17 protein-coding genes and 1 pseudogene are annotated in these 12,281 nt (G+C 40.3%); 4 read left to right on the top strand and 14 right to left on the bottom strand.

The window, feature by feature from the left end:
• Positions 1 to 447 precede the first annotated feature (447 nt).
• The 14 genes and pseudogenes from ACE1B6_RS24440 to ACE1B6_RS24375 form a co-directional block, all read right to left on the bottom strand.
• Positions 448 to 1,446 carry a ParM/StbA family protein gene (locus ACE1B6_RS24440; protein WP_413259884.1) on the bottom strand — a complete coding sequence of 333 codons (999 nt, stop codon included), beginning with the start codon at positions 1,444 to 1,446 and terminating at the stop codon, positions 448 to 450.
• 140 nt (positions 1,447 to 1,586) lie between these two features.
• Entirely contained in the window at positions 1,587 to 1,967 is a 381-nt protein-coding gene (locus ACE1B6_RS24435) for a hypothetical protein (RefSeq protein WP_413259883.1), read from the bottom strand.
• Positions 1,968 to 2,021: 54 nt separating this feature from the next.
• Positions 2,022 to 2,213, bottom strand: coding sequence for a hypothetical protein (locus ACE1B6_RS24430; RefSeq protein ID WP_413259882.1), 192 nt, complete (start codon positions 2,211 to 2,213; stop codon positions 2,022 to 2,024).
• Between the two features lie 176 nt (positions 2,214 to 2,389).
• Positions 2,390 to 3,631, bottom strand: coding sequence for a terminase large subunit domain-containing protein (locus tag ACE1B6_RS24425; protein WP_413259881.1), 1,242 nt, complete (start codon positions 3,629 to 3,631; stop codon positions 2,390 to 2,392).
• 98 nt (positions 3,632 to 3,729) lie between these two features.
• On the bottom strand, positions 3,730 to 4,203 hold the full coding sequence (locus ACE1B6_RS24420) for a hypothetical protein (RefSeq protein ID WP_413259880.1): 474 nt from the start codon (positions 4,201 to 4,203) through the stop codon (positions 3,730 to 3,732).
• A 13-nt stretch (positions 4,204 to 4,216) separates the two neighbouring features.
• Positions 4,217 to 4,429, bottom strand: a complete 213-nt coding sequence (locus ACE1B6_RS24415) for a hypothetical protein (protein WP_413259879.1) — start codon at positions 4,427 to 4,429, stop codon at positions 4,217 to 4,219.
• A gap of 68 nt (positions 4,430 to 4,497) precedes the next feature.
• Entirely contained in the window at positions 4,498 to 4,806 is a 309-nt protein-coding gene (locus ACE1B6_RS24410) for a hypothetical protein (protein ID WP_413259878.1), read from the bottom strand.
• A 62-nt stretch (positions 4,807 to 4,868) separates the two neighbouring features.
• On the bottom strand, positions 4,869 to 5,201 hold the full coding sequence (locus tag ACE1B6_RS24405; protein WP_413259877.1) for a hypothetical protein: 333 nt from the start codon (positions 5,199 to 5,201) through the stop codon (positions 4,869 to 4,871).
• On the bottom strand, positions 5,201 to 5,584 hold the full coding sequence (locus ACE1B6_RS24400) for a hypothetical protein (RefSeq protein ID WP_413259876.1): 384 nt from the start codon (positions 5,582 to 5,584) through the stop codon (positions 5,201 to 5,203). The genes ACE1B6_RS24405 and ACE1B6_RS24400 overlap by 1 nt, the downstream gene beginning before the upstream one ends.
• A 52-nt stretch (positions 5,585 to 5,636) precedes the next feature.
• Positions 5,637 to 6,179: a hypothetical protein gene (locus ACE1B6_RS24395; RefSeq protein WP_413259875.1), complete on the bottom strand. Its 543-nt coding sequence runs from the start codon at positions 6,177 to 6,179 to the stop codon at positions 5,637 to 5,639.
• Positions 6,180 to 6,400: 221 nt separating this feature from the next.
• A complete protein-coding gene (locus ACE1B6_RS24390; protein WP_413259874.1) occupies positions 6,401 to 8,023 on the bottom strand; it encodes a response regulator in 1,623 nt (540 codons plus the stop codon).
• A 14-nt stretch (positions 8,024 to 8,037) separates the two neighbouring features.
• A complete protein-coding gene (locus ACE1B6_RS24385; protein WP_413259916.1) occupies positions 8,038 to 8,346 on the bottom strand; it encodes an ATP-binding protein in 309 nt (102 codons plus the stop codon).
• A gap of 519 nt (positions 8,347 to 8,865) precedes the next feature.
• Positions 8,866 to 9,276: pseudogene (locus ACE1B6_RS24380) on the bottom strand (response regulator); the annotation flags it as partial.
• Positions 9,277 to 9,752: 476 nt separating this feature from the next.
• The gene (locus tag ACE1B6_RS24375; RefSeq protein WP_413259873.1) at positions 9,753 to 10,349 is read right to left on the bottom strand and encodes a hypothetical protein; all 597 of its coding nucleotides are present in this window, start codon (positions 10,347 to 10,349) and stop codon (positions 9,753 to 9,755) included.
• Positions 10,350 to 10,448: 99 nt separating this feature from the next.
• On the opposite strand from ACE1B6_RS24375, the gene ACE1B6_RS24370 reads away from it, so the two are divergent.
• The 4 genes from ACE1B6_RS24370 (at position 10,449) to ACE1B6_RS24355 (ending at position 12,281) form a co-directional block, all read left to right on the top strand.
• The gene (locus ACE1B6_RS24370) at positions 10,449 to 10,766 is read left to right on the top strand and encodes a hypothetical protein (protein WP_413259872.1); all 318 of its coding nucleotides are present in this window, start codon (positions 10,449 to 10,451) and stop codon (positions 10,764 to 10,766) included.
• A 216-nt stretch (positions 10,767 to 10,982) separates the two neighbouring features.
• Positions 10,983 to 11,585 (top strand): hypothetical protein, encoded by a 603-nt coding sequence (locus tag ACE1B6_RS24365; RefSeq protein WP_413259871.1) that lies wholly within the window; start codon positions 10,983 to 10,985, stop codon positions 11,583 to 11,585.
• A 133-nt stretch (positions 11,586 to 11,718) separates the two neighbouring features.
• Complete coding sequence (locus ACE1B6_RS24360) at positions 11,719 to 11,946, top strand: hypothetical protein (protein ID WP_413259870.1); 228 nt, start codon at positions 11,719 to 11,721, stop codon at positions 11,944 to 11,946.
• A complete protein-coding gene (locus tag ACE1B6_RS24355; RefSeq protein WP_413259869.1) occupies positions 11,946 to 12,281 on the top strand; it encodes a hypothetical protein in 336 nt (111 codons plus the stop codon). The genes ACE1B6_RS24360 and ACE1B6_RS24355 overlap by 1 nt, the downstream gene beginning before the upstream one ends.

The following is a 12,281-nucleotide window of genomic DNA, read 5'->3' as shown; positions in this document are numbered from 1 at the left end:
GGTTAATGTTCAGTTTCATTGTTTTGGGAAGGTAGAACCCAGACGGGCTAAGACATCTGGGCTATTTAGGTTTAGCTTAGTCTTCTCATCAGATCCCCAAATATCTGATCGGCTTGTAAAGGCATCTGTGAGGGCTGTACAGATGGTTTAGTTGTAGGTTCTGGTAGCCCTAGAAACATTTTTGGAGGCTCTGAAGAGTTTTCCGGGGGTGTCTCAGGAGGTTGAGAACTTTCTGGCGTTATCTCAGGGGGATTAACCTGCTCTGTAGGTTGGTTAGGTAAACTAGGGTTGCTTAGAAGGTCTGGAGTGAAGCCAATAGCTCTCTGATGGTTATTTATCGCTATTGGTACATAACTGTTTATCAGGACTCTTAACGCTTCAGTATGCGATCGCAGTCCTAAGATCTGTCTATACCTGTCTAATAAGTTATATTCCTGCTCTCCTAGATCAAACCTGTATCGCTTGTTCTGTTTGGGCATTTACGATGTCCTCATTATTTTCTAAGATGCCCAAAAGGTTAGCATAGCGAGGATCTGGCATAGACAGAAACATTGGAGTATCAGCAACCAAGTCTTTAACTAATAGGCTTGATCCGCCCGTCAGAATAAAGCGAGTAATGTAGCCAAAATACGGGGCATATTCGGCTTGAACTTCTGCCAAAATGCTAGAAAACCAAGGCTTTAGATATTCCATGTAATAGTCTTTCCAGGTAACTGGTAAGCTGCCGTAATGTAGAGTACCGTTGGCAAGACCGTCCATGATCATAGATGGCAGTGGTCTACTGGGTAAAGCTGCTCTCAGTCTTCCATCAAAAGCAATGTTCTGAGCTAAGGCAAAAGCACCGCCCTTTTCATTTACTGTTGAGCCGATAATGTCCCCATCTTCATTGAAAAGCCTACTGATCCAAGTACCGCCACCAATGTCGATCAGGACTGTATAACCCTTGTCTGGAACCATGCCCAACTTCTTAGCGTGTAGGTAGCTTCCCAGACCTTCAGGCAATACTTTAACGTCTAGGACTCTGACTTCCATTGGTTCGCCGTTGTATTTAAACTCATGCTTACCAACCAAGGAAGCGCGATAACCTTGAGTAACCATTTCTGGGATAGGGTGAAACGTAGTGAGAAATACGCCATATTCGTTCCGTCCCATTAATGGGGGTAAGCAAGCAAATAAAGCGGGAATGATGCGATCTTGCTTATTTGCTAATACGGTAGGCTCGTTACTGCGATATTCGTTAGCCTTAGCGCCGTAGTGGTATCGAATGCCCTGGTACTCAATAAGCGGTGAAGAAGGGCTAGACTTGTGAGCTACAGTACCCCAAGGAAGCTGAAAGCGTAAAGAGCGAATACTAGTAGGTTGAGATCCATTAAGGCTGTGTTTGATATCGTAGTTGCCAAAGTCAAAAATAAGTCTATGGTTTTGCTGTTGTTGTACATTGATCATGGTTCTCGTTGTTGTTAGCGTCGTTTAATAGGTTGATAAATATTTCTAGGGACTTATTGACATTGCCCTAGTTTATGGTGAACTTTACCAGGGGTTTACCTTTGTAGTTAACAAGCCTAGTTAACTAGTTAAAGAGGATGTTAATAACGACCTTTACCGCCGCCATAGCCGCCTTGACGGTTTCCGTAGCCACCACCTTTATTAAAACCGCCACTTTGACCACCATTGCCGCCTCTATTGAAGCCGCCGCCTTGACCACCTTGACCACCGTAGCCACCACCGTAACCGCCGCTTGGTTCTTCATAGTCTGACAGGGACATCAGACCATAGCCCACAAGCGAAGCACCACAGGTAAAAGGAGTTAAGGCTAAAGAAACACCGAAGTTCCAGTCATCTTGTCTTAGTTGGCTGTCAGAGTACCAGCCATCCAAATGATGCCATTCGCGTTCTCCCGTTTGGCTATTGATCCGGTACTGACCATAACCGTTACCCATTTGTCCCATGTCTTGAGGTCGTGTCATTCAATATCCTCCGTACTGTTTTTGTTGTTGGGGTTGTCCGTGCTGGTACATGGCTTAAAGTCTGAAAAAACATAACCAAGCGTGAAGGAAGAGAGAAAGACCTAAAGTAAACGGCGCTAAGACAATGGCAATAACAAGGTTTAAGTTATCTCTAGCTATCTCATCTTTGGTATAGAAACCATCGGCATAATAAACGCCATCTTTTCTAGGCGCTTGCCCTTGCTGTTGCTTATTTATCTGTTGCATTGTTTTTAAAAACCTTTATGTGGTTTTATCTTTCTCTGTGGCTCACTCCTTTAATATAACTACTTTTTGGTCAGTTTTACCACGTTTTTGTGACCAAAATGGTCAGTATTTTTAACCTTTTTTGGAACCCTTGCAGGCAGCGGAGCTTAACCGATGAGTCAGTTCGATAGATATTTTTATTGAGTATTTGTACCTGTAGGAACAGCAAGCGCGTAGCGTATCGCATCAATAATGTGATCGTTCTGTCCTTCAGCCGGAATATCTAGAATAGTCCCGTCTTTAGCCGTTTTCCGGTGATAGCTCATCATTAGCTCATACGCATCTTTACCAGATACATAACCCTTAGCATTACTCGTTATTGCAGTCGTAAACAGTAGCTTACGCTGATAAATAAGACTGTGTACTTGGTTTATACCTTCAGCGATCGCGTTAAAGCCTGCTACCGTCTGCTGTAGTCCTCTTACGCTATTTTGAGCGCCCATAGTACGCATTCTTAATATAGATGCTGGTCTTGAGGGGTCACAGTAGGTTATATGGACATTCCAACGACTTGCTAAACGTAGAGCTTGACTGTCAAAAGTAGGCTCTGGTACTACTTGACCTGTGTTGTTTTGCCAACCTTCTAAGTAGTACCAGACACCGTTATTGCGCCCTATTACGACTACTGCGGGGTTAATATCTCCCCAATCGCAACCCATAACCACCAAGTCAAAACTATTAGGAACATAGTTAACTAGATTTTCTTCTGAAAGTTCGGTGTAAAACTGGTTATCAAATGATAAAAATGAGGCTTCGTACTCTTGCCTAAATAGTTTGGGAGGTAGTCTGAGTCTAGCCGCTTGTATTTCTGCCCTTGGTATTGTTGGATTAGTAGATGTAGGCATATTAAAAGAGGCGTACTCATAAGGCAACTTCTCACACATTTGAAACATTTCATATAAGGTATTTTTCTTACCTTTTGGTGTACCTGTGATTAATGCCCTACTACCTTTTGTGTCTGACATTGCAGGTAAAACAACAGTCTCAAAAATTCCTGGTTTCCAATCTTGGTACTCATCGCATAATATAAAATATACTCTTAAACCTCTTAGGCGATCGCCATTTTGGTCATTAGCGCCGCTAACAATAATACTCGGTTTACTGCCTTTAAAGTCGATTCGATATTCGCTTTTATTAATGTTTTTAACTACATGGAATAACTCAGTTTCAGCTAAGTTAACCAAAGGTTGCCAAAGCACTTTTTTAGCCTGTTGTAATGTGGGTAAAACTCCTAATACGACTTCTGGGGACTCTAAACTAGTCTTACCTTGAAATGATAAAGTTCTTACTAATAACTCATAGGTAGCCAACCTAGTCTTGCCAAACCTACGTCCTGCTACTAAAGTCCTGATTCTATGAGGATCGTTAAATACCCTCATTTGTCCCGAATGCAGCCTTATTTCCACATCAAAAACACCCTAGAAACTTATCATCTCTAAGGTGTTTATTGAGAGGGATTTTTTAACTTTTTAACTTTTTAAGCTGCTTTAGATAATAGCAAGTTGATCTTAGTTTTTAACTCCGTTACTTCTTCATCAGCATTTAGTCTGTCCAAAACGCCTAAAGCTCTTTTTAACTGAGAGATGTCAGCATCAGGCATGATCGGCTTTATTGTCTTGAGTTCATCTGATGTTAGTCTTAGAGTCCTGGTCATCTTGTTGAGCCGTTCCGAAATGGCTTGATGATAGCCTGGTAACTCTGAGTTGATAGCCTGCAACTCTAAGGCAATACTGTCTAAACGTCTTGCATAACTCTGGTAGACCTCAGAAGACTTATTTGGATTAACTGGCTCTGTGTTGGCTGCTAGAGCGTCACAAGCTGCAATATAAGCAACTCTGAGGTGATGACGGACTAGGAAAAAGTCTGGAGTATCTAAGGTATTGATAGCGGTGCGGATAGCGGTAAAAACTGAGTTAATGACCTGTTCTTTCAACCGATAAGTTAATGCCATTAAGCTAAACTCCTTATTTCATGGGATCTGTAGTGGTCAATGCCTGAAGTCCTAAGACGATGTTGCAGCACTTGATCCGGGCTGTATCGACTTCTTTTAAAACCTTTTTGCCTGAATAGTCCTCACCTTCTAAGATCGCCGCTTCCTGATCTTGGATCATTTCAGTCTGCAACGAGGTTAATAAACTTACTACTTGTCTCAAAGTAGCAATCTGTTTTTCGTACATTTTCTTACTAGTCCTATTTTTTCTATATACCACTATTTTATTTATGATAACCTACTATGTCAACCAGTTTAACGGTTTTCTTCCTCAAGTGGCAGAACATTCACGGTAAAACTAACATCTGTCTCAGTTTGGGTATCGTTGGCTCTGTTCATCGCATCTTGGAATATTTGGAACTGAAGCGCGATACAACGGGCTGCTATTTCGGGGTACTTCTCCAATAGATCGACCTTGCCAGTCTCCGATCGCGTGGCTACTTTTTCCTGTTCCCAACCTGCGATCGACTGTAGGCGTATTTGCTCCAGTTTGGCAGCTAAACCTACATGGTTAACACCTAGTTCTGATAGTTCTTTTAATATGTCTTTAAAGTTAATATCCATAGCAAAAAGTCTTAGGTTTTGTATTAGTAAACCTAAGACGTTATTAATATTTTCCTAGTTAACTAGTTTTTATCTTGTTCTTTGTAATGTTCTAATAGTTGTAAAATGCTGCTGTGAGATTCTAAAGAATACCCAGAGCTAGAGGGTAGTTTACCGTAGTCTTCAGCTACCTTTGAGAGTTTTCTAACTACTTCAGCGTTACTTAAGCCCTTTTTCTTTCTAGTTTTCTTGTCTTCAGGTCTAACAGTTTCTACTAAGTAACCGCTCACGCTTCCTGATAGTAAAGCTACCGCTAAATGTCCGAAGTCCTCAGAAGCTAACCAAGCGGGGAACCCAATAAATAAACCAGCTAGAGCGCCTACAGAAACAGAGTAAATGGTTTTTTCTTCTTTCATTATTTCTGGTAAAACTCTATTTTGTTGCCATCACCGTTTATCTCATCAATGTGAATATTTGTTGTATTGTTGTGCTTATTCATGTTTCCCATTGAAACCAGTAACGATCCAATACCAACAACCATCAAAATATAGACTAGGGCTGTCTTTTTGTCCCCTACATTGATAGAAGAAGATGAAGAGTAAGAGCTATCATCTGAGTAGTTACTGTCAGAACTATCTGAAACATAATAACCAGACTCGTAAGGTGTACTATCATCGTTAATATTTGAGTCTGACGAACGGCTATAAGATGAACTGCTACCAGATGAGATAAACCCGCTATTACTACTATCATCCCAAGTTTCCCAACTTTCTTTGATGTGTCGAGTACGTCTAGCCATTGGTTAACCTTCTTTCAACTTCTTTAAAGTTAACACTGGTAAACCAGTAATGTCAACTTGCTAAAAGAGTTTTTTCCTGTTTATTTTTGAAGTTTGCTACAGAGGACTTTTTAGGCATTAACACACCTAGCAGGTTAACCAGTGTAACGGATAACAACAGAAATAAAGGTAGCTTTAAAGGCTCTGGTTTATCCTCAGCTTCTCTTTGGTCATCCGGGCTGTAAAACAAGGCTGTTACGCCGTTGTCATCCGACACAGAAGCAACCTCTGTCAAATAGTCCATCATCAGATCGTCAGTTGCGGTCTGATAGCGGGTAAGTTGGTTGATGGAATGACGCGATCGATGTTGGGTATTTTCGTAAACACCTATCAGTTTAGGTAATAAACTTAACACTTCTTCAGTACAGCCATAGTCATCTAAAAGAGATCTCACCAATGAGGTAGCAACCGGATCGGTAGCCTGACGACCATAGAGCATTTGAAACTTTGCTTGTACTGCACTATGAGAGATGCCAACTTTACGAGCGATCGCTCTCAAAGACTTACCCTTGAGCCATTCTAGGTACTGCTCTTGTATTTCTGCTTTCGTTTTCATGACAAAACCTGTGTAGCATTAGGAACTTTACTTTTTCCTAAATACTAACACAGGTCAACCTGTTATGTGTGTTAGTTATAGTTAGTTAGCACCGTGACTTACTATAACTGGACATTAGACTATATGTAAGTCCTTCAAGTAACTTACAGGCTAAATCTATAGTTGGTACGAAGTAAACAATGATATATGCCTGTCATGTTAAATGTTGAGGAGATTTTTACTCAATTTAAGTAGGTACGTATGTAGGTACGAAACATTGGGTCTGGTACAGTGTAGCGGCTATAGTTACTCTTTCTGATAATCTGTTTCTCTATAAGAAAACGTAAATACTCCTCGGTATTTTCCGAACAAATACTCAAACCCCGCGATTCTATGAGTTTCTTAATTTCCTGAGCTTGGATAGGATTATCGGCTTTTGCAATAATACTAATAACCTGAGCTTCTTCAAAACTTAGTTGATCCAGCCATCGTTCAAATATTGCAATACCTATATCCTTTAGTGTAGCTTGCAATGCCTTATCCCAAGTGTCTACTTCGACTCGTCTAGATAATTGATTACTGAAAAGGTGATAGCACAATAATTGCATTTGAAAAGGATGACCTTCTGTATATTCAAATATTAATTTTATTACCTCTGAACTGAAGGAGACACCTGTTCCAGATAGTGATTTATAGATAGTATCTTGAACTTCTGTTTCATTAAGTGGAGTAAGTTCAACTCGCGATAAAAAGTAACGAGAAAGAGGATGATGCTTTTGGACTGACGTAAGTTCAAGCCAGCTTGCTGGTGTTGATGCTAGTCCTAACAGGAGTTTAGTATTCCTGAGCGAATCCATTGAAAGTGTTGATTTAAGGGTCATTACAATCTCAGAAACTGCCATAAAGTTTTCGAGATCATCAAGGAGTATCACAAAGACTTCAGTTTTATCCTCAAGGTCTTGCCATAATCTGAGCAGAGTGTCGTGAAGAAATGCCTGTGGAGATAGTGCTTTTCTAGAGGTATCTCGCTTAAACTCTAAGCCACTTCCTAAAATGTTAATTCCAACCGATTCAAAAAATTGAATAACTCTTTTAAATCGGTCAACAGGATATGGAAGATCACGTAGAACTCCTTCTACAATGGAACGTGCTGCTTCTGTTAAACTAGTACCAGGCGGCCAGGGTTCAAGTGGAACGATAGATGCAATATATCCACGACTCTGACAAAGTTTCTTATACTCTCTGAGTAAAGTTGACTTACCAATCCCCCAGTTACCAAGAACAATAAAATGTTCACAGTTTTTTGTATAGATAGCCCTATTTAGCTTCTGTTCAAAGAACTCTAATTCCTCAGTCCTACCACCAAAAATTGTGGGTTCTACACCTGTCATTGGAGTGAACGGATTACCAGCACGTCTTATCTTTTCGTCACGGCAATCAATGGCTCTTTGTACGGCATCTATGAGATCATCTACAGCTTTATCAGACTTCTCTATAAAATCAAATACGCCCTGAGTTAGCGTTTTTCTTGCTAAAGCTATACTTCCGTACCCAGTAATAGCAATGATTGGACGCAGTGGATCGAGTCGGAGAGATTCTGAGATTAGTTCCAAGCCTCCCATTTCCTCTCCAGAAAAACCTGGAATTTTCAAATCAACTACTAGTATTTCAAAAGGCTGTGCCTCTAATTTTTCTAGGGCAAGCTGAACCGTATCTGCACTCTCAACTTCAAGTATTGACTTTGGATTCAAACTTTCAGGTAAATTACATTCCCATTCCTTGTGCCTAATTCTACGTAGAAAAGCCTTGCTGTATGTTCTAAGAGTATCACGATTATCATCTACTATGAGAATTCTTACAGGCATTTTAACGCTTCCTTTTATTTGTTAGCTATAGGGATTAAAATTGTAAATTTAGTTCCGTATTCGGAAGACGTATTCAATTCTAATTTTCCTCCCATATCATTAATTACTTTATGAGAAAGAAATAAACCTAAACCCAAACCTCTCTTGCTTGAAACAGCTTCTTTAAATAACTTATCTTTTACTTCGTCTGATATACCAGTACCATTATCTTTTACAGATACTGCAATATATTTGTCGTTTCTTTCAATGTGAAACACAATTTTCCCGCCGTGTAGAGCTAACGCTTTTGTAGCATTTTTAGTTAATTCAAGCAGAACGCTCATTAGTTGTTCAAAGTTTCCTAACACCATCGGCTTTTGCAAGCAATAGTCAATTGCAACTTCTAACTCAACATTTGATGGTAAACGTGGTCTAACTAGCGATTCAGTTTTTCTTATTAGTTCTATAATATCTATTTGTTCTATTGAGGTCTTACCTAGATTAAGGTAATCTAGGAGCTGTCGTAAAATTAGTTGGCTGTATCCGATACTCCGCTCGATCAAATCACATTCTTCTTGAATCTCAGACAAACTATTACCGAATTCTCGAATATTTTGTATTGATGAACTTATGTTCATAAATTCACCTTTCAGACCATGACTAACAGAACCACAAATAGCTTTATATTTTCCAATATTTATAACTTCTCTCAGTTCTTCGGATTCTTGAGCATCCTCCAGTTCTTCGGATTCTTGAGCATCCCTTCGTTTATTCTTTAATTCGTTATAATAGAAATTTAGTAAATTAAGGGAAACTTTTCTACTAATCTCTACTCCTAATTGAAAACTGCGTTCTCTAAAAGAAGCTTGGATGTCATCAATAAATTCTTGATGATCGACTACAGGTTTAGAAATATAGCCATCAGCACTGCTTAGTTTGAGGAAATTTTCCCGATCTCCCGGCATCGTGTGAGCTGTAACTAGAATCACAGGTATGTCGGCAGTTCTGGGATCAAGCTTCAGCATTTGCGTGATTCTAATGCCGTCAGCGCTCTGGCCTTGGTAAAAACTATTTGGTAGGGAAACATCCATCAAAATTAAGTCTGCCTCACCAGACTGGGCAATTTGCATTACTTCTTCTACATTTTCAGTCCCCTTAACTTCTAAACCACCCCGCTTAGTAAGAAGCTTCGAGAAAACACGAAGGTTTATAGGATCGTCCTCAACTATTAAGACACTTTTACCAGAGGCAGTCCCTACAGGTGGTAGAAAAATTGCCTCAACTAAGACATCAGTTACATCCCGACTAGTTAATTTAGCCAAATGTTTAGCGCGATGATAGACCTGATCGGGTAGAGTAAGAGTAACTTGGGTACTCATGCTGATTTAAAAAATATAGGCACAATTTTATTATCCTCTACCAAATTAGCAAAAGAACCTCCAGATATCTGTTGAGCCATCTATAACCCTACCCTGACTGAGAAGAAGTCCTAGAACTCGAAACCATCGCTATATTTGAAAAACTTGGCTAAACGCCACCAACTACTACGAAGAAATGGAATAGCCAAACTAACACATTAGGGCAAGAAACCAGAAACTTAAAGATCGACGACCAAAAGAAACTGGAGTTTAGACTGTCGAACCTGCGGCGCGATAATCTAAACTCCAGTTTCTAGGCTTAACTGTTCTATTTCTCTACAGATAGTCAGCAATTCACTGTCTGCTTTATGTCAACTTACTATGTTAACTAGTTAAATAGTTGATTTTTCTGCTGTTGCGGCTGTTAAGTCACTCACGATCTTTAAAAGTTCTATTTGTAATGTAGAGGGTGACTGGTTAAGTTTTGGGTGAACTGTTACGCCTTTGTTGATGAAAAAGGTTAAATGCTCTCTCAATGTTGCGACATCCATTATATTAACTAAGATGCTATGTTGTAAGTTCTTTTCTTCCACATAACTAGTTAACTGTCTCAAGTAGAAATATTGCCCTATTTCTTCCAGTTGAGCGAGTGCAGGAAACCGGGGGCTATTGATGTTATTCGCTTTATCTTCCTCCGACAAAATACTTTTGTAATAGAGATAGCTATCGTGAAAGTTTGAGTAAAAAACTTTGTGCCACTCTACACGACTTGCCATGTATTGAATATCATCGACTATTCGCTTCCATTGCAGTTTTAAGTGTTCTGTAGAAGCAGATAAGTTAACTTTGATTTCTACTCTTTCTCTGATATCTCTTAGCTTATTTTTCAAAGTATCGCGGTCTAAGTTTTGGTAGTCAATGTTAGCTACTAAACGCCAGCTTTTCATGACATCTGTAGCTTTCCTTTTATTCACTGCCTGTAAGACCATTTAAAACCCTCTTAGTGATTTATCCCATGCTAACAATGCTAACCAGCCATGTCAACTAGTATAACTACAGGTTAATATTGATGTCTCATAGCAGAAAATATGGACTTAGTTTTCGGTAGAAGCTATCGCTTAAAGGCTGAAGGTGTAGAGGTGCGGTATCTGGGGACTATCTTAGGTTTACCAGCCTTCAGACGCTTGGATAACGGTATGGACATTAGGATCGATCCTGAGCTTTTAAACGAGCAACTAACGCCTATGGATCTTGATACTCAGCCGATGCCCGATCAGTTAGTTGCTACTCCAGACGAACAAGCCGAAAAGCTAGATGCTCAAGAGGAAACCGTACAAACTGAAGTACAAGCGCCATCAGTCGTTAAGAAGCAACCCAGAGTGTCTAAAAATGTAGTTTCTGAGTAACAAAAACACCTTAGTAGGGATGTCATAGGTAACAGCAATGGAGTTTAAATACATCCCTACTGAGTGCTATTTTGTGCCTGAGATCCACAAGGTTAAATACATCGGATCTAGGGAAGGTTTACAGTTTTTTGAAATGCAGTCAGGACGCATTTTTTCACTGCCTAAAGAACTGGTGAAAGACAGCGTATTTATGTCTTCTCCAAGTGAGGTTAAATAATGGCGCTTGACGGAAAACGCCTACTAAAATACATGGCATTCAAGGGGTACGAGATCGAACCTTGGAACATTGTATATATTGAAGACTGCGATCCTGATACTTGGCAACCTATAGCAGGCAGACTTGATAAATGGGATGATGCCCGATCGGTAGTTACTAATGAGGGTATTGTACTTTTTAGCAATATTGCAACCTCAGAGCCGGGGGCGTTTTATACAAACCGACCGCTTAACCCGAATGGTGCTGCACGTATCGCTTTAATGCAGCATAAGGACGCTTGGGCGTTAGGCGATCATAAAGGTCAACCCGCTTTAGTCCAAGTTGGCAACTTAAAGATCCATCGTGACCTTAACCAGGACGGGCTACGCATTGGCGATCCTATTTTCACTGGTGATGGTTACGGCATTAACCAGCATTCTACAAGTCCAAGTTTTAGTAATAACTCAGTTGGTAAGTGGTCAGCAGGCTGCTTAGTTGGCAAGTTTTACTCTAGCCACTTGAACTTTATCGAGTTGTGCCGTGAAATACAGCGAAAAACTGGTAAAAAACGGTTTACCTCTACCATTATCGATGCCTCAGACTTTGCCAAGTTTGCAGGCTAACGAGTAAAGCCCTTGTGATAGTTTCATCTATCCAAGGGCATACATAAACGTTATATATTGAGTTGTTTCGATCATGACAGAAGAAAATATTAACTGCAACAACGAACAGCCAGAGCAGACCTTTATTGCAGAAATGCCAGCAACTAATGAGCAGGTAGCAGTCAAGCATACTGAAGCACAACCAAACTACGGCTTAGTACGTATTGAAGCTATTAGAGCCGCTTTGGTGGGTATTGCGATCGCCGGGGCTATCTTTCTGGGTATCCGCTACCCTGAACACTACGCACAGGCTGTCTCAGTTACTTTATCGGCTGTTACTGGTGGGTACTTCGGACTAGCACAACAACGAGGTGATCGTTAGTGTTTATTGGTTTTGGTTTTGGCAGTATTTCAGGTATCGCTAAACAAGTAACCGGATCTGTATCAGGTATCCGAAAGGTTTTAGACCTTAACCCCCAGATATCGCCTTTTAAGTTTCCTCCACAGGTTGACATGGGTATTCAACTGTTAAACCAAGTGGGGATCAAAGTACCTACCCCAGACGACCTGATCGGGCTGGCACAAGGCAAAATAGACATGGTTTTAAAAGGTGTTAGACGACCTATACTAGACGCTCTTGGTAAAGTTGAGGGCGATCTATTGGGTAAGTTAGGCGGTGTCGAAGGCATTTTAAGCCAGATAGACTGGTTACTCTGA

The sequence above is a fragment of the Floridaenema fluviatile BLCC-F154 genome, assembly GCF_041929135.1.
Classification (GTDB): domain Bacteria; phylum Cyanobacteriota; class Cyanobacteriia; order Cyanobacteriales; family Aerosakkonemataceae; genus Floridanema; species Floridanema fluviatile.
Note: the sequence above shows the minus strand (reverse complement) of the source record. Positions and strands in the feature narration are given on the sequence as shown.